At 54.5% G+C, this 23,987-nt stretch carries 20 protein-coding genes; 14 read left to right on the top strand and 6 right to left on the bottom strand.

Features of this window, described 5'->3' with window-relative positions; translation table 11 throughout:
* Positions 1–605: 605 nt before the first annotated feature.
* Positions 606–1,970, top strand: a complete 1,365-nt coding sequence (locus HMPREF1207_RS12260) for an extracellular solute-binding protein (RefSeq protein ID WP_009675966.1) — start codon at positions 606–608, stop codon at positions 1,968–1,970.
* 592 nt (positions 1,971–2,562) lie between these two features.
* Here the strand turns inward: HMPREF1207_RS12260 and gdhA are convergent.
* Positions 2,563–3,945 (bottom strand): NADP-specific glutamate dehydrogenase, encoded by a 1,383-nt coding sequence (gene gdhA / locus HMPREF1207_RS12250; protein ID WP_009675836.1) that lies wholly within the window; start codon positions 3,943–3,945, stop codon positions 2,563–2,565.
* 388 nt (positions 3,946–4,333) lie between these two features.
* Here gdhA and HMPREF1207_RS12245 point away from each other — a divergent pair, with 388 nt between their 5' ends.
* The 4 genes from HMPREF1207_RS12245 (at position 4,334) to HMPREF1207_RS12230 (ending at position 7,844) form a co-directional block, all read left to right on the top strand.
* Positions 4,334–4,573 (top strand): MarR family winged helix-turn-helix transcriptional regulator, encoded by a 240-nt coding sequence (locus HMPREF1207_RS12245; protein ID WP_009675861.1) that lies wholly within the window; start codon positions 4,334–4,336, stop codon positions 4,571–4,573.
* A gap of 256 nt (positions 4,574–4,829) precedes the next feature.
* A complete protein-coding gene (locus HMPREF1207_RS12240) occupies positions 4,830–5,708 on the top strand; it encodes a polysaccharide deacetylase family protein (protein WP_009675888.1) in 879 nt (292 codons plus the stop codon).
* Positions 5,709–5,775: 67 nt separating this feature from the next.
* Positions 5,776–6,345 (top strand): RNA polymerase sigma factor, encoded by a 570-nt coding sequence (locus HMPREF1207_RS12235; RefSeq protein WP_009675827.1) that lies wholly within the window; start codon positions 5,776–5,778, stop codon positions 6,343–6,345.
* On the top strand, positions 6,342–7,844 hold the full coding sequence (locus HMPREF1207_RS12230) for a DUF4179 domain-containing protein (protein ID WP_009675948.1): 1,503 nt from the start codon (positions 6,342–6,344) through the stop codon (positions 7,842–7,844). Before HMPREF1207_RS12235 ends, HMPREF1207_RS12230 begins: the two co-directional genes overlap by 4 nt.
* A 159-nt stretch (positions 7,845–8,003) precedes the next feature.
* On the opposite strand, the gene HMPREF1207_RS30775 is transcribed toward HMPREF1207_RS12230, so the two are convergent.
* From HMPREF1207_RS30775 to HMPREF1207_RS12215, 4 genes are all read right to left on the bottom strand, one after another.
* Positions 8,004–8,390 carry an alpha/beta fold hydrolase gene (locus HMPREF1207_RS30775; protein WP_442950129.1) on the bottom strand — a complete coding sequence of 129 codons (387 nt, stop codon included), beginning with the start codon at positions 8,388–8,390 and terminating at the stop codon, positions 8,004–8,006.
* Positions 8,294–8,848, bottom strand: a complete 555-nt coding sequence (locus tag HMPREF1207_RS12225) for an alpha/beta fold hydrolase (protein WP_009675947.1) — start codon at positions 8,846–8,848, stop codon at positions 8,294–8,296. The genes HMPREF1207_RS30775 and HMPREF1207_RS12225 overlap by 97 nt, the downstream gene beginning before the upstream one ends.
* A gap of 660 nt (positions 8,849–9,508) precedes the next feature.
* Complete coding sequence (locus HMPREF1207_RS12220) at positions 9,509–10,714, bottom strand: cytochrome P450 (RefSeq protein ID WP_009676013.1); 1,206 nt, start codon at positions 10,712–10,714, stop codon at positions 9,509–9,511.
* A gap of 286 nt (positions 10,715–11,000) precedes the next feature.
* A complete protein-coding gene (locus tag HMPREF1207_RS12215) occupies positions 11,001–12,032 on the bottom strand; it encodes an LLM class flavin-dependent oxidoreductase (protein ID WP_009675981.1) in 1,032 nt (343 codons plus the stop codon).
* A 279-nt stretch (positions 12,033–12,311) separates the two neighbouring features.
* On the opposite strand from HMPREF1207_RS12215, the gene HMPREF1207_RS12210 reads away from it, so the two are divergent.
* The 8 genes from HMPREF1207_RS12210 to HMPREF1207_RS12175 all read left to right on the top strand — a co-directional run bounded on the left by HMPREF1207_RS12210 (position 12,312) and on the right by HMPREF1207_RS12175 (position 17,297).
* Complete coding sequence (locus HMPREF1207_RS12210; RefSeq protein ID WP_009675795.1) at positions 12,312–12,674, top strand: winged helix-turn-helix transcriptional regulator; 363 nt, start codon at positions 12,312–12,314, stop codon at positions 12,672–12,674.
* A 298-nt stretch (positions 12,675–12,972) separates the two neighbouring features.
* Positions 12,973–13,605, top strand: coding sequence for a 3-hexulose-6-phosphate synthase (gene hxlA / locus HMPREF1207_RS12205; RefSeq protein ID WP_009675963.1), 633 nt, complete (start codon positions 12,973–12,975; stop codon positions 13,603–13,605).
* Positions 13,606–13,611: 6 nt separating this feature from the next.
* The gene (hxlB, locus tag HMPREF1207_RS12200) at positions 13,612–14,169 is read left to right on the top strand and encodes a 6-phospho-3-hexuloisomerase (RefSeq protein ID WP_009675908.1); all 558 of its coding nucleotides are present in this window, start codon (positions 13,612–13,614) and stop codon (positions 14,167–14,169) included.
* 292 nt (positions 14,170–14,461) lie between these two features.
* Positions 14,462–15,400, top strand: coding sequence for a helix-turn-helix transcriptional regulator (locus tag HMPREF1207_RS12195; RefSeq protein WP_009675808.1), 939 nt, complete (start codon positions 14,462–14,464; stop codon positions 15,398–15,400).
* 66 nt (positions 15,401–15,466) lie between these two features.
* On the top strand, positions 15,467–15,958 hold the full coding sequence (locus HMPREF1207_RS12190; protein WP_009676036.1) for a GyrI-like domain-containing protein: 492 nt from the start codon (positions 15,467–15,469) through the stop codon (positions 15,956–15,958).
* A gap of 118 nt (positions 15,959–16,076) precedes the next feature.
* A complete protein-coding gene (locus tag HMPREF1207_RS12185) occupies positions 16,077–16,463 on the top strand; it encodes a hypothetical protein (RefSeq protein WP_009675970.1) in 387 nt (128 codons plus the stop codon).
* Between the two features lie 26 nt (positions 16,464–16,489).
* Positions 16,490–16,912: an SRPBCC family protein gene (locus tag HMPREF1207_RS12180; RefSeq protein ID WP_009675860.1), complete on the top strand. Its 423-nt coding sequence runs from the start codon at positions 16,490–16,492 to the stop codon at positions 16,910–16,912.
* Position 16,913: 1 nt separating this feature from the next.
* A complete protein-coding gene (locus HMPREF1207_RS12175; protein ID WP_009676032.1) occupies positions 16,914–17,297 on the top strand; it encodes an ArsR/SmtB family transcription factor in 384 nt (127 codons plus the stop codon).
* A 506-nt stretch (positions 17,298–17,803) separates the two neighbouring features.
* Here the strand turns inward: HMPREF1207_RS12175 and HMPREF1207_RS12170 are convergent.
* Positions 17,804–19,264 (bottom strand): alpha-amylase, encoded by a 1,461-nt coding sequence (locus tag HMPREF1207_RS12170; RefSeq protein ID WP_009675980.1) that lies wholly within the window; start codon positions 19,262–19,264, stop codon positions 17,804–17,806.
* 290 nt (positions 19,265–19,554) lie between these two features.
* Between HMPREF1207_RS12170 and HMPREF1207_RS12165 the strand changes: the two genes are divergently transcribed.
* Complete coding sequence (locus tag HMPREF1207_RS12165) at positions 19,555–23,628, top strand: bifunctional 2',3'-cyclic-nucleotide 2'-phosphodiesterase/3'-nucleotidase (protein WP_009676026.1); 4,074 nt, start codon at positions 19,555–19,557, stop codon at positions 23,626–23,628.
* The last annotated feature ends 359 nt before the right edge of the window (positions 23,629–23,987 follow it).

Genomic DNA, 23,987 nt, shown 5'->3' with positions numbered 1-23,987 from the left:
CAGCATTCCGTTGCTGCTCATAACTTGAAATTCAGCTAGAGTTCCTGGAGATTATGAGACAACTGTAAGCGTATACATTACTGCCTCGACTTCTTTCATCGCGGCCAGTTGTTCCTCGGCTGCTGCGGCATTCCGTGTTTTGGAGAAGGCGCCGATCTCCTTCGAGCGTTCGGCAAGCTGGCAGCCGACTCGGCCGACTCTTTTGCGGGTTAATGGGTGGCTCGGCAGTAAAAGGTCAGGTCTTTTTTTGCATCGCTCCTTTGAAGAGACTCATGTATGGCCATTACATGAAATGTAATCTTTTAAAATGCAGTTTACATTTTGTTTTCGTATTTCGACAAAAAATTACACCATCCTCTCAATTTCGATATGAAAAGAAGGATTTCATAAAAAATTTCGTCAGTGGAAAGAAATGTCCAGCTTTAAAGGCATACTGGCGCAAAAATCATGTGTGGTATCTATAGAAAGGTCTTGGGAGAGGGACGGCTTGTCCGGAAGAGGTGAAACTGAGAACCGTGTGGGCTACAAAAAGATCAAGTTGGAGCCGCCTTATGGTATACTATTGTTAAATTATCCCTGTCAGTTCTGGAACGAGGAGATTTACCATGAGCAATAAGCCAGACCGCATCACGTTTCAAACCCGGTTCGAGGAAATGGTCGGAACCCTCCGCAAAGAGATTTTATCTTCTATCCGGCCTGCGGGCGATTACCTGCCTTCTGAACTGGCTTTGGCCGATCAGTATCTGCTGAGCAAAAAATCCGTCCGCAAGGCGCTGGATATCCTGGTGTCCGAAGGGCTGATCGAGAAGGTGCCCCGGGTGGGCAACCGGATTATTAAGCCGGACGCGGAGCACGCCGTCACCGTCAGGATCGGCTGCTATCCCTCGCTGGACAGCGAAACCGGGCTGCAGGAGCTTTTGCGGCAGTTTCAGCTCCAGCACCCGCATATTCAGGTAGAGACGGCGGCGCTGCCCTATACGAATTATCCCGATTCGGTCCGGGGCTATCTGAGCAGCGGCTGGCTGGATGTCATGTCCCTCAATAATTGGAACTTTCTTGAGATGGCGGACCGTGATGCGCTCGACCTGTTCGAGCCCCGGCCGCCGAATCCGGCTCATTATTCTTTTCTGCCGGACGTATTTGTCCGCAGCGGAAAGCAGGCTGCCCAGCCCATGCTGTTCTCGCCGGTCATCCTCTGCTATAACAAAACGCTGTTCCGGCGGCTCCGGCTTCCCGAGCCGGACAGCAGCTGGTCTTGGGACCGGCTTTCGGAAGTTTCTGTGCGGATCAAGGAGGAGCGGGGCATTTCCGGCTTCTACGCGCATATCGCATCCACCAACCGGTTTCCGGTCTTCCTGCTGCAGAACGGGTTTAAGTTCCGGCGCACGGAAAACGGCTGCCGGTTCGACGATCCGCTGCTGTGGGAGAGCCTGGAGACTTTCCGGGATCTCATCCATACTCAGGGGCCGGTTCCCTCCTTCTTGTCCGAAGGCGACGCCGATGCGGAGAAGCTGTTCGCCCAGCAGAAAACGGCGATGATCATGACGACCTACTACGGATTGAAGTATTTAAATGACCTGCCGTTCGAGTACGATCTCGCCCCTTTGCCCTACACGGACAGGGCTAAGACGCTGCTGCTTGTGACGGGACTTGCCGTTAACCGGGCGTCCAGGCAGAAAGAAGCGGCGGGCATGCTGGTCGACTTCCTCTGTTCGGAGGCGGCGCAGCTGTCTGTCCGGCGGAATACGCTTAGCATCCCGGCTTCCAAGTCCGCGGCGGAATGGGAAGGGGCGGAGGCGTTATACAGGCCCTCACGTTACCATATGTACCGTGAAATCGTTCCGACGTTCGGCGGCTATGAAGAGCTGAACATCACGATTGAAGAGCTGGACAGACTGCGCAGCGAATTGAAGCTGTTCTGGTCCAATCTGGAGCAGCCCGAATCAGTGATTCAACGTCTCGGCAAGTAAGCCGGGCGACTCCGTGCGGATTTCCGGCAACACGCAGGGGAAGGTTGTACCCGCAAGTCTTTTAAGGTGTAGTAGAATGAAATTGCCTCTGAAGTACGGGGTCTCCTGGTTGACAACCTCTACCGGATTACGGAATTCGGGATGAAAAAGGCAGAGAGCGAACCGGAAGAAAACGGAGCGCTCTCCGGAGCCCGCAGGATCCCGTCAGTGCCGCCGAAACAGGCGAAACAGCCGGGAAGATGCTGCAGGGGGGAGGCGGGCCGCCAGAGGCCCCTGCAGCCCCTCTGGCGGCCGATTCCGGCGCGCCGCTCGCCGGCAGCCGGACGGGGAGGCGGTTCTGCCGCTGGGGAAACCCGTTTTCCCGGAAAATCAACAAGACGTTGAAAAGCATACTGACGATGGTGGTCCTATTCGCGGCGACGGCGGGACTGCTGTGGCTGTTGAGGTAGTAGCTTCCCGTCTCTTTGCCGGTTTAGGGCTGCAAGGCGCTCGCTGATACGATGGGCGGCCAGATTGTTTTGTAAGAAAAAAAAGCCCCACCGGCCTTAAAGGCGGTGAGGCTTTTCGTGTATATGTCCGGGCGTATGGAAGATTAAATGATGCCTTGGGCGATCATGGCGTCGGCCACTTTCTTGAAGCCCGCGATATTCGCGCCCACGACAAGGTTGTCCGCGTGGTCGTACTCGGCGGCCGCCTGAATCGAAGCCTGGTAAATGTTCTTCATAATCTGATGGAGCTTCGCATCCACCTCTTCGAACGTCCAGGATTGGCGCATGCTGTTCTGCGACATTTCCAGCGCGGAAACCGCCACGCCTCCGGCGTTGGCCGCTTTGGCCGGGCCGAAGAGAACGCCTGCCTGCAGGAACGCGTCGATGGCGTCAAGCGTCGTCGGCATATTCGCGCCTTCCCCGATAGCTTTTACCCCGTTGCCGATAAGAGTTTTAGCGGACGTGATGTTGATTTCGTTCTGCGTCGCGCATGGGAGGGCGATATCGCACGGAATCGTCCAGATCTTGTCGCAGCCTTCATGATAGAAGGAGCCGGGATGGAGAAGGGTGTACTCGCTGATCCGTTTTCTTTCGACTTCCTTCAGCTGACGGACCGTCTCCACATTGATTCCGTTCGGATCATAGATATAGCCGCCGGAATCGCTGCAGGCCACCACTTTCGCACCGAACTGCTGGGCTTTCTGCATGGCGTAGATCGCCACGTTGCCGGAGCCGGATACGACGACGGTGCTTCCCTCAAAGCTCAGGCCCTTGGCCTGCAGCATCTCGTGCACGAAGTAGACGGTGCCGTAGCCGGTCGCTTCCGGACGGGCCAAGCTGCCGCCGTAAACGACGCCTTTGCCGGTCAGGACGCCCGCTTCGAAGCCGCCGCGGATCCGCTTGTACTGTCCGAACATGTACCCGATTTCGCGGGCTCCGACACCGATATCTCCGGCCGGAACGTCCGTATCCTGACCGATATATCTAGAAAGCTCCGTCATGAAGCTTTGCGTGAAGCGCATGACTTCCCCGTCGGATTTGCCTTTGGGATCGAAATCCGATCCGCCTTTACCGCCGCCGATCGGCAGACCGGTCAGGGAATTTTTGAAAATTTGCTCGAAGCCGAGAAATTTGATGATGCTCTCGTTTACGGAAGGATGGAACCGGAGTCCGCCTTTGTAAGGCCCGATGGCGCTGTTGAACTGGACGCGGAAACCGCGGTTTACCCGAACATTGCCTTGATCGTCCACCCAGGGAACACGGAACGAAACGAGCCTCTCCGGCTCGACGAGTCTTTCGAGAATGCCGGCTTTCATGTAATGCGGGTTTTTAGCAAAAACGGGAACGAGCGATTCCACGATTTCCTTAACGGCTTGCTGGAATTCATATTGATTCGAATTACGCTGTAAAACAGTCTGATAAACTTCTTCAATATACGTTTTTGCCGCCACTTCGTTTACGGCCTTGCCTCCAAGCGATACTCCCATTCACTTCACCAGCCTTGTTAGGTGTAATTTTCTAATACTATTACATGTTTTTAATGGGAGAGCAACCATATTTCCATAAAAAATGCTTTATAGGGCGATAAAAAAGGTCGATAGCAAAATCCGAATTTTAATTGACCACTGGATGTTTAATGTACGATTTTAGCGTCGGATATGCTCTGTCGAGGGCTGCGGAAGGGCCGGAACAGGGGGCGGATTCTGCGCGGGCCGAGCTTTTGGGGACTGTTCTTTTTGGACAAGCGAGCGTCTTTTTCCGGTCAGTGCCTTACCGAAGGAGGCCAGCGGCATAATGATGCCGAGCACGAGTAAAATTGTGAACAAATTTTGATAAGCTCCGAGAAGCGCCGATTTTTTCACCTCCGCGAGAAGAGTGGAAGCCGCTGATTTTTTCGCTTCCGCGGGGGAAAAACGGTCCCCCGACCAGAGGAACGGCCGGACAAGCCTGATTGAAATTACTCCCCGCGGCAGGGAAGTTTTCAGAAAAGTCCCTAAAGCGGGCATCGGGGCGAATTCGGAAATTTTGGGGAGCTGGCCCGAAGGGGAGCTTTCCCGGCTGGAAGAAACATTGGAGAAACTGAATCATTCTCTCGCGGACTGGGAAAAGAAGTGATTCAAAAGGCTTCCTGTCCGCTAAACCTGCTATAATAGAGCCGGAAGAAACTGCCCGCCCGCGAACAAACGGCGAGATCGATAAACGAATAGATCCGATGAGTCCCTTCTTAAGACATGGTGCTGACCGGAAGGTTGCATACGCGCCGTCAGGAGGGATTTTTTTGTGCTGTATTCATCGGATTTGAACCCGGAGCCGTTCGCTTGCGACTATAGTGTAGCGCGCTTAATACGGAGTATGAGAGGTTAGCATAGGAATGAAAAATATAGTTTTGGCAGCCTGCGGCATTTTTTTCGGGGTTCTTCTGATTTTTACGCTTGGATGGGACCCGAATGGACGGGAGAATGCGGCAGGGCCGGTTTATTACGAAAATAAAGCCATCGTTCTGCTGTACCATGATATCCGCAAAACGGCCGGTAACCGTAAGGATCTGCCTTCAACCGTAACTCCCGAGCAATTTGAGGAGCATATGGAGATGCTGAGGGACCGGGGATTTCATATCGTTCCGATGGAACAGTTTGTACAGTTTATGCGGGAAGGCGGGAAATTGCCGCCCAATGCCGTTGTTCTGACCTTCGACGACGGGTACGAATCCTTCTATACCGAGGCGCTGCCGATTTTGAAAAAACACGGCGTGACGGCTTCCAATTTTATCGTTGGAATTTCCTCGGACCTGTTTAATCCCAACGCCGATCCGCATTTGAACTGGAATCAGATCCGCGAGCTGAAAGAAGCGGGCATGGGCATCTATAATCACACCTACGATCTTCACCGGAAAATTCCGGAAGATGAAACGGACCTGATGACCCCGGCGCTCACCGCCCGGATGTTCTTGGAGCAGAAGAAGCGTAACGAGATTGACGGAGAATATCGGAAAAGGATTCGAAGCGACATCGCTTTTCTGGAAAAGAGACTGGATGACGAAACGGGCAAGCACCGCCGTCTGCTGGCCTTCCCTTACGGGGCTTATACGGACGCTGTCGCGGTAGAGGGCCGGCGGGCGGGGATCGAGCTCTTTTTCTCGATTGAGGACGGGATTAATCAGCCGGGCAGCGAGATTGTCCGCCGAATAAACGCCGGAGAGCCTTATATAACGGCAGACGCCTTGTGGAGCATGCTGAAAAAAGTTTTTTGAGCTTTTTTTGAACCGCAGCCGGACTTCTTACGCCAGTAGATAGAGAGAGTGTGGAAGGAGTGTCAGCATGGAACTGGAAACCGAGCAGCAGCAGCTGGAAGCCATCCGGCAGGGAGACAAGGACGCATTCCGTGCCTTGGTCAATCCCCTGATCGCGAAGTCATACCGGTCCGCTTTAGCCATTCTGGGCTCTAAACAGCTGGCGGAAGAGGCCGTACAAAATACATTGATAGAAGCGTATTCGACGATTATGAGCGGCAGGGAGATCCGGCGTTTTCAAGGATGGTTCAGCCGGGTGGTAGCCAACCGCTCGATCGATGTCGCCCGGAAAGAACAAAATTACAGGCAAAGCCTGGACATTGACGACCTGATGATCCCCGATCAGGGTTCATCCCCTCTGGAAGACTTGCTCCGCAAGGAAAATTCGCAGCGGGTGATCGAAGCGGTTCTGGCTCTAAAGCTCCAGCAGCGGATGGTCATCGTGCTGTATTACTTTCAGGAGCTGAGTATCGAAGAAATCGCCGAAATGCTGGGATTGAAGGCGGGAACGGTGAAATCCAGACTTTATCATGCCCGTTTGAAGCTCAGCCGGGATCTCCATCTTACGAGACCGCAAACAAAGGAGATAATGATATGAAGAGCGATCATGGTTTGAAGCAGGCTTTGGACAAGTCGTTTGACAATATCGCCGTGCCCGAATCGCTCTATCAGTTTGCGGGCGAGCTGCCGGAAAAATTCGACGCCGGGGAGCTGGAGCACACGCCCGCCCCCGGGCAGGTTCCTTCCGTAAGGCCCCGCCGATACCGGCGTGTCGCTGCGGGAAGCGCCGCGGCTGCGGTGCTGGTGCTTGTTTTCTCCTTCGGCGTGAAAATGTCCCCCGCGTTCGCTTCCTTCGTCAAAGGAGTACCCGGTTTCCAGATCGCGGTGGACTGGCTAACGGATGTGCGGAAGAAGGACGGCGTCCAGAACGCGATCGACAACGGCTATTCGCCTATCGAGCCCGTGACGAAGCAGTTCGGAGGCACGACGATTACGATCGGCGATATTTATTTGACGGAAGAAGAGCTGATCTACAAAGTGTTCGTCCGCACCGATGAGTTCGATGTATCCGACGAAGACCGGAACATGGATATTTGGGTAACTCCCCGCGATTTGCCTGCCGGAGGTTCGAGGACATCCGCCTCCGTTACGACGGAAGGAAACAAGCCGGTTCGGCAGGAGACGTACAAGTTTCAGCTTTCGCCTGGGGAAGATTCGGCAGGAGGGCTTCTTGATTACGGCAGCGAGCTTCAATTCACTGTGCAAAAACATACGTCCGACCCGGCGCTCCGTAAAACGGATATAGACGAAATCGGGAAAATCGGGGTTCCCTTCGATTCCAGTAAAATTTTGCACAACAAAGTGTTCCGGCCGGAAATAGCCGCAGCCGTGAAAGATAGGGATTGGAAGGAGCTGAAAGTGGATAAACTCACCATTCAGCCGACCACCATGAATGTTATTCTTAAAGGCCGTGAAGGCTGGGGATACGATTTCCCGAGGGAGGATGAAGAGGGAGCGCCTTATCTCAAAGACGATAAGGGCAGCGTGTACCCCTACGATCCCTCCGGTCCGGGACTTGTGCTGAAGGACGGCTACCTGCAGCTTCCGTTCTCCACCTCGGTGTTCTTCGACAAGGACGTGCGGAAATTGGTTCTGCACATCGGCAAAGTCACGGTGACGGAGCAGAAGCCCGAAGTGGCATTTAAGCTCTCTATGAACGAGAAGTTCCCGAAAACAGTTACTTTCAAAAATCAGGATATCGTCATAGAGGGTGCGGAGTACCACAAAGAGGGCTACCTTCAACTGAAAGTCAGAAAAGGCACACTGGACAAAAAGTTGGAAAAAGAAACCCGCTTTATCGGGGAAAAACTGCCGGAGAAGTCGGTTGATGAGTATGACGAGTTTATGCGGCAGGAGGAGTCTATCCGCGAAGGCTTGGGTATTCCCGGCTACGGAAAATTGGAGGACAACGAGCAAAGCTCCTCGTTCAACGTGTACCTGCTGGCGGAGAAAAAAGACAGCTACGGGCTCTCGCTTGTCCGCTCCAACGCGGAAGTGATCGTGAATCAGGATCTGCCGATCGACTTGCAGCCGTAAGAGCGGGTTCTCCGCAGAGATGCGATGCGCCAGCGGTGAGAAGGAGCCGAGGTGCCGGTGGGACGAACCGTGTTCCCGCGTCTAGGAGACCGCATTGCAAAAGAAAGCCTTCGGAACCGCTTGGAGAAGCGGCTCCGAAGGCTTTTTTGGCGTTAAATGCTACAAAGCGGCATACTTGGCGATACCGCCGATAATGGCCGGCCAGTCGGCTCGCGGAAGCTCGTGCCCGGTACCCTGGAGCGTTAACAGCTCCGCGCCCGGAATGGAGTCGCTCAGCGCTTTTCCGTGTCCGTAAGGGATGATGGGGTCTTCTGTCCCGTGAATCACAAGGGTGGGCGCCTGGATCTCGGCACTCCGGCCCAGATAGGCTTCTCCGCCTGTCACATAGCTGTGATTGAAAGAGCTCGCGTAGTGAAGGGCCCTCGCAATGTCTCTCTCGGCCAGGGCGGTTACCCTTTCCTCGTCAAACAGATGCTTGGACCCGGCAAGGATGCGCCATTTGTCAACGGCGTTCCGAAGGAGCGTTTGCGGATCGGACCCGTCCATCTCTCCCATGGAATTGAAGAAAGCTCCACTTTCGCTTCCATCGGGGGCAGTTCTTCCCATCCCGGACCGAAATACATCGTGCTCAGAAGCGAGATGCCCTGTACGCGATGAGGATGCCTGAGGGCAATGATCTGGATGAGCATGCCTCCCATGGACATACCCGCGAAATGGGCTTTTTCCACCTCGTAGGCGTCCAGAACGGCGATGGCATCGTCCGCCATGTCCTCGAACGTATACCCGGGCTGGCCGGGTTCATAGCTTACGGAGCGCCCGGTGTCGCGGTTATCGTAGCGGATCACTAAGAAGCCTTTCTCAGCCAGCAGCCTGCAGAAATCTTCTTCCCACCAGAGCATGGAAGCCGTTGCCCCCATAATGAGCAGGACTGCCGGGTGTGCGGGATTGCCGAAACTTTCCGTGCACAATTCCATATCTTTGACGCGTATCATTCGTTCACTCATGTTATACACCCTCCGATTCATATAAAAAAATAAAAACACAGGCGCTGCCTGTGTTCGGGTGACCGGAAAGGAATGCGAGTGCCCCGCATGTCCATGCGCGTGTATGCGTAAATTCCCCCTCGCTATAGAACAGCTTGTCACGCCGCAGGAGACTTCCGCTCCACCCGGTCAAAATACCGGGAGGCAGAAGCGGGTCTTGCAGTGAAAGCGTTCAGCGAACGAACGATGCGAGGGCAAGAAACATGCGGCGGATAAGCCGTTCCGTTACCGGAGCATCGAAGGGGGCCTAATGCAAGCCATGACGGGCTTGCATTAGGCGGAGGGCATAGAAAAAGAGGGCGGAGAAGTCCCGCCCTCTTTAGCCTATGGCTAATTGGGTTATGAAGCAGGCAGACCAATCCCGATCACCCTGCACAGGGCAGGGCCTTTAAGCGCTATTTAGTTAGCTGCGTAAAGTCGATCGAAATTAACTGTTCCCACACATAACCCTCCGTTCTTTATAAGATAAGCATATTTTACCAGAACTTCAGGGCGAGAGCAATAAGAGCGGCACACCGGGCGGGCAAGAAGGGCGGGCGGTATACAAAGCTGAAAAGCTGTAAGGAGCCTATCACTCCCACCATTTACGCAAGCCGGACAAGTCGCCGTCCCTCCGGCTGCTTACTCTTCGACAACGACAGGCAGCGAATTCAGATTATGGTTGTTCGGAGGCAAATGGTCCTGCGGCCGGAAGTCGTCCGGTATCGAGTAATCCGAGAACCGTTCCACGAATGTTTCCAGCGCCTTTACCGCTTCCATCCTTGCGAGCGGAGCCCCCAGGCAGAAATGCTGGCCGCTGCCGAACGTAAGGTGCTTGATGTCCTTACGCCGCACGTCGAACGACTCGCCGTCCGGAAACCGGTTCTCGTCCCGGTTGGCGGACGAAACCCAGGCGATGATCAACTGGTCCTTCTTCATCTTCGGACCGAATACGTCCGTGTCTTCCCCGATTCTCCGGTCCAGAGAAGCCGCAAACCGGTAGCGCAGCGTTTCTTCAACCGCCTGCGGCACCAGACTGCGGTCTTCGCGCAGCTGCCCGTAAGCACCGGGCTGGTCTTTGGCCAGGCTGTAGAACATGTTCGTCAGCAGCGTGGTCGTGGTCTCGTTCCCGGCGCCGAGCAGGCCCATCGCGGTTTGAGCGACCTCGGCGTCCGTGAAAGAGGCCCCTTCGTATTCCGCAAGAATCAGATCCGAGATGATATCGTCTTGGAGCTGCGTGCGTTTTTGCCCGACAATGGGAAGCAGATATTCGACGAACTCTTTGCTGGCGCGGGCTTTGGCGGCCTGCATCTCCTCGATACGCTGAAAATCGTGGGGCATGAACAAAATGTCCGACCAGTTTTTAATCTGCCGCCAATCTTTCGAAGGCACTCCCAGCAGGTCGGCGATGACCGTGACGGGCAGAGGAACAGCCAGCTCTTTAACAAGATCGACCGATCTCTTCTCCGCCACGTTGGCTACAAGCTCGTTCACGATGTTCTGAATCCGCGGTTTCCAGTCTTCCAGACTGTGTGGAGTAAAGGCTTTGGAGAGAAGCCCTCTGCGTTTGCGGTGATCCGGCGGATCGGAAAAAATCAGATTCACCTTATTGTCGCTAAGGGGAACCGGAATCAGGCTCCGGTCTCTTTTGCTGGGAAAAAGTTTGTAGTCGCTCAGAACTTGCTTGGCATGGTCATAAAGAAAGACATTCCACGTATCCTGCCGCTCGTCGTAAAATACCGGTGATTCTTCACGCATCTTCTTGTACCAGGGATAGGGATTCCAGAACTCGTCCTTCGTTCTAAAACCGGTAATTTCATGAATGAACAGCTGTTCTTTAACCGCCATAAAAAAGCCTCCCTCATAAGAATGAAAGTATGGTGTACAGGCCATCTGGATTTTTACCCTTTTTTGGTTAAAAGGAAACAAATGTTAATTAATATGAGAGAGACAAGCGGATTATCCTTGTTCCACGTGAAAAAAAACCGCCGGCCCGGAAAGGGCACAGCGGTTTGGGTGATGCAGCTGCGTAACGCCGCAAGCGGCGGGTATTGTTTGACCGGCAGCCCGAAAAAGTGCCGACCGGGTGCGTTAGTCGGTGCCTATGCGGCGCACAAAGCTGGGGATGGCCGGTTTATTGTTCCCCGGCCGCCTCGGCCAGAAGCTCATAGGAGCGCAGACGCGCCCCGTGATCGTAGATCTGCGAGGTGACGATGAGCTCGTCCGCCTGCGTCTCCGACAGCAGGTAGTCTAGTCTCTCCCGCACGGTTTCTTTCGTTCCGGCGGCCGTGATGCTGAGCTGCTTCCGGACGATGGCTTTCTCGTGCGGGCTCCACAGCTCATCCATGTTGTCCACCGGCGGATTGAGCAGGCCGGTCTGTCCGCGGATGAGCTTCAGGAACTGCTGCTCGTGGGAGGTCGCCAGCCTGCGCGCCTCCTCCTCGGTATCGGCGGCGAAGACGTTGACGCCGATCATGACATAAGGCTCCTTCAGCGCCTCGGACGGGCGGAAGGAGCTGCGGTACAGCTCCAGCGCCGCGATCAGGTAATCCGGCGCGAAGTGGCTGGCGAAGGCGAACGGAAGGCCGAGCTGGCCGGCCAGCTGCGCGCTAAAGCCGCTGGAACCGAGTAGCCAGACCGGGATGTTCAGCCCTTCGCCGGGCACGGCTCTTACACGGCCCGGGGAAGCGCCGGGTCCGGGGTTCAAATAGCCCCGCAGCTCTTCGAGCTGCTGCGGGAAGTGCTGGCCGTCGCTCTCGGGACCGCGGCGCAAAGCCCGGGCCGTCAGCTGGTCGGAGCCGGGCGCCCGTCCGAGGCCCATGTCGATGCGGCCCGGATAGAGCGACTCCAGCGTGCCGAACTGCTCGGCGATGATCAGAGGCGCGTGGTTCGGCAGCATGATGCCGCCCGAACCGACGCGGATTTTCTTCGTACCGCCGGCGACGTGGCCGATCACGATCGAGGTCGCCGAGCTTGCGATGCCCGGCATATTGTGGTGCTCGGCCAGCCAGTAGCGGTGATACCCCCACTGTTCGGCGTGCTGGGCAAGGTCGAGTGTATTTTTTAACGAATCCGCCGGTGTTGCCCCGAGGACGACCGGGGCCAGATCCAGAATGGAGAGCGGGATACGGGTGATGCTTTTTGCCGGTTGGTTGGTGTCAGCCATAGGAATCAGCCTCCTGTTTAAATGGTGTCGGAACGAGTGATCTTATCGGGCCGGATAAGGAAACCCCGCCTTTGGTCCAAGGTAGGGGTTAACGTCGATATCCGGTTTTTGCGAAAGTCATCTATTTCTGCTGCCCGGTTTCCGGATCGGGATGGAGAAAATGAAATTGTTAAAGAATAAACCGACTGTACCTGTTATTATGAAAGAGCATATAACCCGATGCAAGTACCTACTTTTAAGTGATATAGGTGCTTTAAGGATACTAAAGGAGCCAGGCCAATGGGAGATCAGCTTTTTAAACAGTCTGTGGAATTGACGCTGAAAGTAGTCGGGGGCAAATGGAAGCCGGTCATTCTCTGTCATTTGACGGAAGGCACACACCGTTTCGGGGAGTTAAAGCGGGAAATGCCGGACATTACCCAGAAAATGCTTACCCAGCAGCTGCGTGAGCTCGAACAGGACGAGATTATTCACCGCAAGGTGTACAAACAGGTTCCGCCCAAAGTGGAGTATTCACTCACACCCTACGGGCTGACCATCAAGCAAGTATTGAACGTGATGTCGGAGTGGGGAGCGAATCATCAGAAGAAGATGCACACGGCTCCGGCCGGGCCGCCGCATACCGAAGCGACCGAGTCTTGACTCTTATTCGGTTTAGGCCGCCGATGCCGGACTGGAACGAGCGCGTCGGAAATCCGATTTTTCAACTGTCCCGAACGATTTATACGGCGGATCAGCCTATTGACGGCGGACGGCTCCTCTTCGGAGGGGCTTTTTTTGCGTTCCGCGGAAACGAATCATGGCGGGTTTTGCTGCGCATTAGTATCCTTTTGGTTACTACGTTCCCTAATAGTGCGTACTTTCTTTTCCGCTGCCGAAGACCTAGAATAAGCGCATGGCAATCAACAAGTTCTAACTGACATCCTAGGAGGAATCATACATGGAATTGCAATTGGCGCTGGATCTCGTAAACATCCCGGAAGGGATTGAGCTGGTTAAAGAATTGGAACCTTACATCGATATCGTTGAGATCGGAACACCGGTTATCATCAATGAAGGCTTAAGAGCCGTCAAGGAAATGAAACAGGCTTTCCCTAATCTGAAAGTTCTTGCCGATCTCAAAATCATGGACGCGGCGGGCTATGAGGTCATGAAAGCATCCGAAGCGGGCGCCGACATCATTACGATTCTGGGCGCGGCGGAAGATATGAGCATCAAAGGGGCCGTTGAGGAAGCAAGAAAGCAGAACAAAAAAGTTCTGGTCGATATGATCAGCGTGAAAAACCTGGAAGAACGCGCGAAAGAAGTCGATGCGTTTGGTGTCGATTACATCTGCGTTCATACCGGATATGATCTGCAGGCTGTCGGTAAAAATTCGTTCGAAGATCTTCAAACGATCAAACGGGCCGTTAAGCGGGCAAAAACGGCAATCGCCGGCGGCATCAAGCTCAGCACACTGCCGGAAGTGATTAAGGCGCAGCCGGATCTCGTTATCGTGGGCGGGGGCATTACCGGACAGGACGACCGCAAAGCGGCCGCGGCCGAAATGCAGCAGCTGATCAAGCAGGGGTAACCTCTTATGCAGACGACTCAATATTTGGCGGAGATCCGGGAGGAGCTCCACCGTACAGCCGAAGCTGTCGTGAGCCGCGAAGCGGAGGAACTGGCGGATGCCATTCTGAATGCCGGCAAAATTTTCGCGGCCGGAGCGGGCCGCTCCGGACTGATGATGAAAGCTTTTGCCATGCGCATGATGCACCTCGGTTTCGACGCATACGTCGTCGGCGAAACCGTCACCCCGAATCTGACCAAGGACGATGTGTTCATCGTCGGCTCGGGTTCAGGCGAGACGAAGAGCCTCGTCTCGATGGCGGAGAAAGCGAAAAATCTGGGCGCTTCCGTCGCCGCCATCACGATTTATCCGGAATCGGCTCTCGGCCGGGTGTCGGATATCGCGGTTAAGCTCCCGGGCTCGCCGAAAGACAAGTCGGACAACCCGTATCCGACGATTCAGCCGATGGGTTCCCTTTTCGAGCAGACGCTGCTGTTGTTCTGCGATGCGATTATTCTCCGGCTGATGGAGAAGAAGGGGTATACGTCCGAGACGATGTTCGGGCGCCATGCCAATCTGGAATAGGCTGAAACGAAGCGGACCTGTTCCTGAAGCGGCTAAACTTTAAAACGGAAAGCCGTTACGTTTCCTCCGGGAAGCGCAGCGGCTTTTTTGCTTGTCTGGGAGGGGGTCTGTCCGCCGGAGACAGTTCTTGCCGGGCGCCCTATTCTCCGGCTGACGAGAACGCCGTCTTACACGTAAGCGCAGCGTCTTTTCCTTCTCCGGCATTGTAGAATACAATGATTGTATTACCCTCTTTAAGCACAACAAATAGAATGGGGCAGCGTACGGCGCAATTCCGGAAAGGATGACCTTAGTGAAGATAGACCGACTGCTTGCGATGACGGTGCTGATGCTCAACCGGGGGCGGATAAGCGCCAAGGAGCTGGCCGAACGGTTCGAAGTGACGACGAAAACGATCTACCGCGACATGGAGACGCTCAGCCGGGCGGGAATTCCGGTTGTCGCCCACCAGGGCGTGTCCGGCGGATTTGAAATTATGGAGCCGTATACGCTGGCCAGGCAGCTCGTCTCCCTCAAAGAGATTTCGTCCCTGCTTGCGGCCGTCAAAGGAGTAAGCACGGCTCTCGACGATCAGACCTACGCTAATCTGGCGGAAAAGGTGCAGGGACTGCTTTTACGGACGGATACCGCGGACTGGGAGCGGCGCAAGGACGAGATCGTTTTCGATTTTCATCCGTGGGGGCAGGGGGAGGCGGCGAAAAACAAAGTCTCTCTCTTGAAGCATGCGATTGAGGAAAGCCGGCGGGCGGCTATCGCCTATGTCAACACGAACGGGACCGAGACCGAAAGAGTCGTTGAACCCGCCGCCCTGATCCTGAAGGGTTCCGTCTGGTACCTGCACGCTTACTGCACGATGAGAAAAGAGTTCCGCGTCTTCCGGCTCTCCCGGATCGCGGATTTGACCGTCCTTTCCCAAGCTTCGGAGCCTCGTGAAGTTCCTCCTCTGGAGGGTTACGGCTGGAACCGGCAGTGGCTCGCTCACAAGGAAGTGGAGATGACGCTGCACTTTCGTCCGGAGGTGCGGCACCGCGTGGGAGATGCTTTTCCACCCGGTCTGGTGAGTCTGCTGCCGGACGGAAGCCTGTGCGTCCAAGGGGTTTTTGCGCTGGACGAGTGGTTTTACGGGATGCTGCTGAGCTTCGGTGACAGCCTCAAGATCGAGCATCCGTCCAGCCTGGCCGGCGAAATCCGGGAGCGGGCCCGCAAAATTTTGCTCCGCTATGAGAACTAGGACATACAGCTGTCCACTTTTCCCGGCTACACTGCTCTTAAACAGGGAAAAGAGGAGAATGAACCTATGAATATGAAATCCGTTTTTGCAAACAAACCATCCTTGCGACTGGCGGGCGTGAGTGTCCGAACCACGAACGCCGCGGAGGCGGGACCGGAAGGAAAGCTGCCGCAGCTCTGGCAGCAGTTTTTCGGCAGCGATATTGCGTCCAGGCCGGGCATTGAGAACCCTCATCTGATTTACGGATTGTACACGGATTACGAAAGCGACGCGTCGGGAGAATATACGGCGCTCCTTGGACATGAAATCAGTGAAGAAACGACCGGCAGCGCATTTTCCGGTCTTCAGTTTGCGGATGTTCCCGCAGCCCGATACATGATTTTCGAAACGCGCAAAGGCCCGGTGAAAGACGTGGTGCCGCAGCTGTGGCACGAAATCTGGGCGTATTTCCAAAACGCTGCGGAACAGCGGACTTACACGGGAGACTTCGAGGTGTACGACGGACGCGGGTTTGACCCCGAGAACTGTGTCGTCCAGGTTTATATCGCCATCCGATAAAACGGAGACGCCGGCGCACCAGCCGGCGTTTTTCTTTACCTTGACATGCAACCGTAAGGTTTCCTATAATCTAATAGGTAACCAAAACGTTTCCTAAATTAACGGAGGGAATCCATCCATGTCAGAAGAATTGCTCAAAAAACTTCGTTATAAAGAAGGACCGGCCCTCGTCCTGAATGCGCCTGAAGGGTACCGTCTCGGCATCGAAACGGAGGCTGCCGACCGGGAGGAGGATAAGGCTGCATTTCTCCAGCTGTTTGTGAATCACGGGCAGGAGGTAGACGAATGGGTATCGAAGGTGATCCCCATGCTCCGGGAGGACGCCGTTTTCTGGATCACGTACCCCAAGCAGAGCTCCAAGGTCAAGACGGACATTAACCGGGATACTTTAGCCGCGAAGGTACAAAATAACACGGAATACCGGCCCGTCAGCAATGTGGCCGTCGACGACAAGTGGTCGGCTTTGCGTTTTCGCCGTTCGGATCTGGTAAAATCCAAAAAATAAGCACCTGCATACAGGAGGAACTATAGATGACTAACACGCCGAATACTCTGCCGGATATCCGCCAGACTCAGCTTTTCAATGCCCCGATCCAGAAGGTATGGAACGCCGTGGCGACGTCCGAAGGAATTGCCGCATGGTTTATGCCCAATGATTTTCAGCCCGAACTCGGATATGAATTCCATCTTGAAGCGGGGCCCTTCGGGAAGTCTCCCTGCAAGGTGACCGAGCTGGACCCGCCGAACCGGCTTTCCTTCCGGTGGGGCAAAGACTGGACGCTGACGTTCGAGCTGGCCGACCTGGACGGTAAAACCGAATTCACCCTGATTCACGCGGGATGGGACCCGGAGAAGGTGACCGAATTCGGACAGTCTCATGCGGAAGTCCGCGAGCGGATGTCCGGCGGCTGGGTAGGGCTGGTCGAGGCGCTCCGCAAGCAAGTCGAGGCCTGATATGGGCGCGGCCGAACCGAATCAGGACGTATTTCAGGCCATTGCGGACCCGACCCGCCGCAAGGTCCTGAATCTGCTTGCCGGGCAGGAGATGCCCGTCAACGCGATCAGCGGCCACTTTCCGATGAGCCGGACGGCCGTTTCGAAGCATCTGCGCATTCTCGCCGATGCGGGCCTTGTCCAGGAGCGGAAAGTCGGCCGCGAGAAGCGGTACCGGCTTCAGCCGGAGCCTTTGCTGGAGCTGAAGCGGTGGCTGGCGTACTACGAGCGGTTCTGGGAGAACCGGCTCTCCGTGCTCAAGCACCTCGTGGAAGCGGACGAACCCGGCGAAAGCGGCGGAGAGCCTTCCGGGCTCAAGGCGGCGAAGCCGGGAAGCCGGCCTTAGCCGTCCATGCTTGCCCGCCCCCGCGGCGGACGGTGAATCCCGTGTCCCTCTTTGTACCGAGGGGCACGGGATTTTTTGGTTCGGCAGCCGTATGGACCGAAGCGAGGGCATCGCCAGGGCCGTTCAGCGCCATGCCCCTGACCGGTTAAAGGCAGCTCTGAGGAAATGACGGTAAAATGTTCCACGGGAAACATGTCGAATTAGCGGGAGGAAGAGCGAACCGGATCGGGCAGACTGCCGGCTAAGCGGTTCCCCACAAAAAAAGTAAAGCTGCTAAAAGTTAAATAAACTAAGATTAATTAAGAGGATATTAGGTCAATATTGGAAGCATCTCAAAACACTTTTTTAAATTGGCCAATAAGGATATTAAAAGATTTTGTTGCGAATACGATGAATTTTGAATCGGATGCGTGAGTTGAATAACAAAGGACATAACGGATTAGATGACTAATCCGTTATGTCCTTTAATTTATAAATCTTTTTTCGTCCGGTGCCCGCGCGTCGCATCAGCCCTCGTCCGGCTGCGCCCAGACGGACACGCTTCCCCCGTTCACCGGGAAGTCGGCAAAACCGTCCTCGCCGATGGTGATTTCATCTTCCCGCGTGCCGGTCATATCGAGCCACACCTGGCCGGCTCGTTCTTCGCCGACGAACATGCGCTTCTCGCCGTCCTCGCCGTTGGAGATGACGACCGCACAGCCGGAGCCCTCGATCTCGGCATCGCCGCGGCGGACCCAGCCGATCGTGTTCGGATGATCGAAGTAGTCCTCCTGCTCGCCGTAGGCTTTGCGCTGGCGGGCATAGAGCAGCGGATCGATGGCCGCCGCCTTGCCCTCCGCCGGCTCCTCTCCGCCTATGCCGAAGTAATCCCCGTAGAAGACACACGGGTACCCGTCCTTGCGGAGCAGGACAAGGGCGTACGCGCTCTGCTTGAACCAGTCTTCGATCCACGATTCCAGCGATTCGTTCGGCTGGGAGTCGTGATTGTCTACGAAGGTGACGGCGTGCAGCGGATGGGTTTGAACGAGCGTGTCCTCGAACACGGTCGTAAGGTCAAAATCTTTGCCGGCCTGCGAGGCGGCATGGAGCTTGTAATGGAGGGCGACGTCGAACAGGTCGATTTTGTAATCGACTTTATCGAGAAATTCGCGGCAGGCCGCCACCTCGGGGTTCCAGAACTCTCCCACGATGTAGAAGTTTTCCCCGCGTTCCTTGATCATTTCGCTTGCGAATTCCCGGATGAAATCGTGATTGATATGCTTGATGGCATCCAGCCGGTACCCGTCGCACTGCAAAGTGTCGACAAGCCATTTGCCCCAGGTGATCATCTCTTTTCTCACGCCGGGATGGCTGTAGTCGATGTTGGCGAACATGAGATAGTCGTAGTTGCCGAATTCGTCGTCCACATTGTCGTTCCAGCTCTTATTCTCCCCAAGGATGCGGAAAATGCCGGTTTTATCTTCCTTGGCATCGTAATCGGTGCCGTTAAAATGCCCGAAATCCCATTTGAAAGCGGAGTATTTGTCGCCCCGTCCCGGAAAAGTGAATTTCGTCCAGCCTTCGATATCGAAAGGCTCGGAAATCACCTCGTTGCGGTTCTGGTCGTTCACTTGGACCACCTTGAACAGTTCTTTCTCGTCCGCACCCGCTTTATGATTCATCACGAGATCCACGTATACGCAAATCTCGTTGTCCTGACACGCTTTGATGGCTTCCAGCAGTTCTTCCTTCGTTCCGTACTTGGTCCGGACCGTTCCTTTCTGGTCGAATTCGCCCAGATCGTACAGGTCGTACACGCCGTAGCCCGTATCCTGGTCGGACTGTCCCTTGGTAACTGGGGGAATCCAGACGGAGTCGAACCCTTTCTTTTTCAGCTCGGGAGCCAGCTCCTTAAGCCGTTTCCAGTGAGAGCCGTCCGCGGGGACGTGCCACTCGAAAAACTGCATCATCGTATGATTCCTTGTCATTCCTTTTCCTCCTAATCGACTATGGGCCTTTTGTAGCAAAGGGTCGCTCATCTCTTTTGGTCTAAGGAATGGTTACCCAAGTGGACGTCCTGTCTAAACCTGGGTGTTTTAAATAGGCTGCTGACGGGATTGACCGTCGGTTAAATACAGGACTTAAGAACCATTTTAAGCGTTTTCAATAAATTTATTAAATATTTTACACACGGTTAATTCCGAACCTGCTAAAATCGGTAAGTAACTATTTACAGGAAGGTGGAATTCTCGTAATGGGATCCAGGAAGTTCAAAAGAATGAAGCAGCTCGCGACCGCTTCTCTAGCATTCGGCATCATTTCATCCCAGTCTTTAGGAGGCATTGTGCAAGCGCAAACATCCGCTTCCCCAACCGTTAATCTTCGTATCATGGAAACGACGGATTTGCATACGAATCTTGTAGACTACGATTATTACAAAGACGCTGCCGCGGCAAGCGTAGGTTTGGCCAAAACCGCCACGCTGATCAAGGAAGCGCGTAAAGAAAACCCCAACACTTTCCTGGTCGACAACGGAGACTTGATCCAAGGCACTCCGCTGGGAACGTACGTGGCCCAGATTAACCAGCTCAAAGAATCCGGCGCTATCCATCCTGTATATAAAGCTATGAATCTTCTGGATTACGATGCGGCTACCTTCGGCAATCATGAATTCAATTACGGCCTTGATTTTCTAGACAAATCGATCAAAGGGGCCAAATTCCCATACATTAACGCGAACGTCTACATAGACGACAAAGATAACAATCCGGACAACGACGTCAACAAATTCACGCCTTATCTGATTATGGACAAGACGTTCAAAGACGAGAACGGCAACGACCAGAAAATCAAAATCGGCGTAATCGGACTTGTAACTCCGCAAATCATGGAGTGGGATAAAGTGAACCTTGCCGGCAAAGTCGTGGCCAAAGATATCGTCGCGACCGCCAAGAAATTCGTGCCTGAAATGAGAGCCAAAGGCGCGGACATCGTGATCGCGATGGCGCACTCCGGTTTTGACGGCACGGCCGCTGCGAATGATCAGCTCGCCGAGAACGCGGTTCTGCCTCTCAGCAAGGTGCCAGGCATCGACGCGATTACGTTCTCGCACTCCCACAAGGTGTTCCCTACACCTGACGTAAAGAAGCTTGACGCGCTGTTTAAAGACGCGAACGGAAACCCGGTTGCCGGCGTAGATAACGCGAAAGGCACGATCAACGGCGTTGCGGCCGTGCAATCCGGCTACGGCGGTTCGAACCTGGGTCTGATCGACCTGAAGCTCGTGCAGGAGGGCGGCAAGTGGAAAGTTTCCAACTCCCAGTCCTCGACTCGGTATATCTATGACAGCACGACGAAAAAAGCGCTTGTGGATACCGATCCGGCTATCGTACAAGCGGTTGCGGCCGAGCACGAAGGCACGAAAAAATACGCGAACCAGCCGATCGGCGAAACGACCGCTCCGATTCACAGCTATTTCGCGCTGGTGCAGGACGACCCTTCGGTCCAAATCGTCACGAATGCTCAGAAGGAATATGTGAGCAAGTATATTTCGACGACTCTGCCGCAGTATAAAGATCTTCCGATTCTCTCCGTGGGCGCTCCGTTCAAAGCCGGACGCAACGGCCCGTCGGAGTACACGGATATCGCCAAAGGTCCTATCGCGATCAAGAGCGCGAGCGATCTCTATCTGTACGACAACACGCTGAAAGCCGTCAAAGTCAAAGGCTCCGGCGTGAAAGAATGGCTGGAAATGTCCGCGGGCATGTTCAACCAGATCGACCCGGCCAAAACGGACGAGCAGCAGCTGCTGAACTCTTCCTTCCAGGTGTTTAACTTCGACGTGATCGACGGAGTGACTTACCAGGTGGACGTGACCAAACCGGCGAAATACAAAGTGGACGGAGCCGTTAACGACGCTTCCTCCAGCCGGATCGTGAATCTTCAGTTCAACGGCAAGCCGATCGACCCGAACCAGGAGTTCATCGTGGTCACGAACAACTACCGCGCAAGCGGCGGCGGCAACTTCCCTGGCCTCAAGAACGCGGAGCTGATCGTAGATTCCGCCGACGAGAACCGTCAGGCTCTGATGGATTACATTTCCGAACAGAAAACGATCAACCCGGCCGCGGACAAAAACTGGTCCATCGCACCGGTTGCCGGCAATGTGAAAGTCACGTTCACCAGCTCCCCGAGCGCGGTTACGTATCTGCCGGAGAACCCGCATATCAAGAGCACGGGCGCAACGACGGACAAAGGCTTCAGCGTCTACTCCATCGATCTGAGCGGAAAAGGCCAGCCTCAGCCGGACAACAAGAACGTAAAAGTCCAGCTGCTGGGCATCAACGATTTCCACGGTCAGCTCGATACGACGACTGAAACCGCGTCCGGCAAAGTGGGCAGCGCCCCTTACCTGGCGACTTACTTGAAAGAAAGAAAGAAAACGAACCCGAACACACTGCTTGTTCATGCAGGTGATTCCGTAGGCGCGACCGCGCCGGTTTCCTCGATGGAGCGCGACAAACCGACCCTGGAATTCATGAACATGCTGAAATTCGACGTAGGTACGCTGGGCAACCACGAGTTTGACCAGGGCGTAGGCGCTATGCTCGCTCAGATCAACGGCGGCACCGATACGAAGAACAAAGACGTGACCTTCGATAAATTGAACTTCCCGTACGTGAACGCCAACGTGGTGGACGAGAAAACGGGCGAGAACATCCTGCCTTCTTATGTCATCAAAGAAGTGGGCGGCCAGAAAATCGGATTTATCGGCGTGGCTACGAACTCCACTCCGTCCAAAGTATCTCCGGACGGCCTGAAAGGCGTTAAATTCGTTGAGCAGGCTCCTGTCGTCAACAAAGCCGTACAAGAGCTGAAAGCCAAAGGCGTAAAAGCTATCGTCGTTCTGGCGCACGATCCGGCAAGCGTGAAAGACAACGTGGCTTCCGGCGAGGCGATTGATCTGGCTAACGCGATCGACGATGAAGTCGACGTTATTTTCGCCGGTGACAACCATGCCAAAGTCAATACGGTCGTAGACAACAAGCTGATCGTTCAAGCGTATTCCTACGGCACCGCTTTTGCCGACGTTGACCTCGAAATCGATCCGGCTACCGGCGATATCGTGAAGAAAACGGCGGAAATCGTAGACGTGAAACAGGAAGGCGTAACACCTGACGCGGATACGGTCGCTCTGATCAACAAATATCTGGACAAATATCCGGTTCTGAAGCAGCCTGTCGGAACGACCGACTCCGTGATTTCCCGAAACAACGCCTACAACGAAGAAGCTCCGCTGGGCAACCTGATTGCGGACGCTATGCGTGACGGTATGAACACGGACTTCGCTTTCATGAACCCGGGCGGTATCCGTGCCGACCTGCCTAAAGGAGATATCAAATTCTCCGATCTCGCTAAAATTCAGCCGTTCGGCAATACGCTGGTTAAAATGACGCTGACAGGCGCACAGGTCAAAACGCTTCTGCAGCAGCAGTGGGGCAAGAAATCGGACGGTTCCGCAGATACCAAAACGCTGCAAATTTCCGGTCTGAAGTACACGGCCGACTTTAGCAAACCGGCAGCCGAGCGCATCGTGAAGCTGACGAAGGCGGACGGCACTCCGATTGAGGATGCCGCCGAGTACACCGTAACCGTGAATAACTTCATGGCTGCGGGCGGAGACAACTATAAAGTGCTGGTTGAAGGTAAAAACTCTCAAGCCGGCCTGATCGATCTCGATGTGTTCTACAACTACATCACGAAAACGTTCAAAGGCGGCAAAATCACGGCGTCTCTCGACGGCCGTATCGTGAACCTGAAGTCGTTCGCGGATGTTCCGCAGGCGCACTGGGCTTATAAAGTCATCCAGGAGCTTTCCGGCAAGCAAATCATTGACGGCATAGCCGACAACCGTTTCGAGCCGGAGCAGGATGTAACCCGCGCCCAGTTCGTGAACATGATCGTGAAGCAAATGAAGCTCGTTTCTTCCAAGCCGTCCGCGTTCAAGGACGTTCCGGCCGGAAGCTGGTATGCGGAAGCCGTTGCCGCCGCATCCGAGAAGGGCATCGTGGAAGGCAACTCCGCAGATACCTTCGCGCCGGATCAGAAGATTACGCGTGAAGAGATGGCGGTTATGATTACCCGCATGTACGCGCAGCTTCAAGGCACTACAGGTACGCCTAAAGCTATCTTTACGGATGGCGGGGAAATCAGCGCTTGGGCCAAAACGGCTGTGGAAACAGCGGCCGAGAAGGGCCTGATGACCGGCCGTGCCGATGGCGTATTCGCACCGCGTGCGAAAGCGACACGTGCGGAAGCGGCGCAAGTGATCTACAACGGAATTACGAAGTAATCGGACGGCGTTCGCATCCTTGCGTTAAGCTATCCGGAAGAGCCGCCGGGGGATTTTTTCCCTCGGCGGTTTTTGTTTGATAATTGGCATTTTTATTATCGTTAATATGTATAAAAAATCAGTGAATTTAATAGCTAGATAGAGAATTATCCCCTTCCAGTGGATAAAAACATCCCTGTTAACCTTTTGTAAAACCATTATAATTATTAGTAACTTACATAATAACTTCCACATTTTACCCTCAGTTTTCCCCCACTTTCAGCTTGTCGTCATTCATAATTCATGATTCAAGAAGCACTCATTTTACGTCGTTAGGTCCTTTCCTGTCTCCGTGCAGTAGCACGTATTTGTCTTTCATC

This window comes from Paenibacillus sp. HGH0039, assembly GCF_000411255.1.
In the GTDB taxonomy this organism is placed as follows: Bacteria; Bacillota; Bacilli; order Paenibacillales; family NBRC-103111; genus Paenibacillus_F.
The sequence above is the reverse complement of the archived record's forward strand: the minus strand, read 5'-3'. Positions and strand labels throughout refer to the sequence as shown.

Bases quoted from the DNA above. Each gene is read 5' to 3' on its own strand.
- HMPREF1207_RS12260 (WP_009675966.1), top strand. From the start codon at position 606: ATGAGCAATAAGCCAGACCGCATCACGTTTCAAACCCGGTTCGAGGAA.
- gdhA (WP_009675836.1), bottom strand. From the start codon at position 3,945: ATGGGAGTATCGCTTGGAGGCAAGGCCGTAAACGAAGTGGCGGCAAAA.
- HMPREF1207_RS12240 (WP_009675888.1), top strand. From the start codon at position 4,830: ATGAAAAATATAGTTTTGGCAGCCTGCGGCATTTTTTTCGGGGTTCTT.
- HMPREF1207_RS12235 (WP_009675827.1), top strand. From the start codon at position 5,776: ATGGAACTGGAAACCGAGCAGCAGCAGCTGGAAGCCATCCGGCAGGGA.
- HMPREF1207_RS12230 (WP_009675948.1), top strand. From the start codon at position 6,342: ATGAAGAGCGATCATGGTTTGAAGCAGGCTTTGGACAAGTCGTTTGAC.
- HMPREF1207_RS30775 (WP_442950129.1), bottom strand. From the start codon at position 8,390: ATGGACGGGTCCGATCCGCAAACGCTCCTTCGGAACGCCGTTGACAAA.
- HMPREF1207_RS12225 (WP_009675947.1), bottom strand. From the start codon at position 8,848: ATGAGTGAACGAATGATACGCGTCAAAGATATGGAATTGTGCACGGAA.
- HMPREF1207_RS12220 (WP_009676013.1), bottom strand. From the start codon at position 10,714: ATGGCGGTTAAAGAACAGCTGTTCATTCATGAAATTACCGGTTTTAGA.
- HMPREF1207_RS12215 (WP_009675981.1), bottom strand. From the start codon at position 12,032: ATGGCTGACACCAACCAACCGGCAAAAAGCATCACCCGTATCCCGCTC.
- HMPREF1207_RS12210 (WP_009675795.1), top strand. From the start codon at position 12,312: ATGGGAGATCAGCTTTTTAAACAGTCTGTGGAATTGACGCTGAAAGTA.
- hxlA (WP_009675963.1), top strand. From the start codon at position 12,973: ATGGAATTGCAATTGGCGCTGGATCTCGTAAACATCCCGGAAGGGATT.
- hxlB (WP_009675908.1), top strand. From the start codon at position 13,612: ATGCAGACGACTCAATATTTGGCGGAGATCCGGGAGGAGCTCCACCGT.
- HMPREF1207_RS12190 (WP_009676036.1), top strand. From the start codon at position 15,467: ATGAATATGAAATCCGTTTTTGCAAACAAACCATCCTTGCGACTGGCG.
- HMPREF1207_RS12185 (WP_009675970.1), top strand. From the start codon at position 16,077: ATGTCAGAAGAATTGCTCAAAAAACTTCGTTATAAAGAAGGACCGGCC.
- HMPREF1207_RS12180 (WP_009675860.1), top strand. From the start codon at position 16,490: ATGACTAACACGCCGAATACTCTGCCGGATATCCGCCAGACTCAGCTT.
- HMPREF1207_RS12175 (WP_009676032.1), top strand. From the start codon at position 16,914: ATGGGCGCGGCCGAACCGAATCAGGACGTATTTCAGGCCATTGCGGAC.
- HMPREF1207_RS12170 (WP_009675980.1), bottom strand. From the start codon at position 19,264: ATGACAAGGAATCATACGATGATGCAGTTTTTCGAGTGGCACGTCCCC.
- HMPREF1207_RS12165 (WP_009676026.1), top strand. From the start codon at position 19,555: ATGAAGCAGCTCGCGACCGCTTCTCTAGCATTCGGCATCATTTCATCC.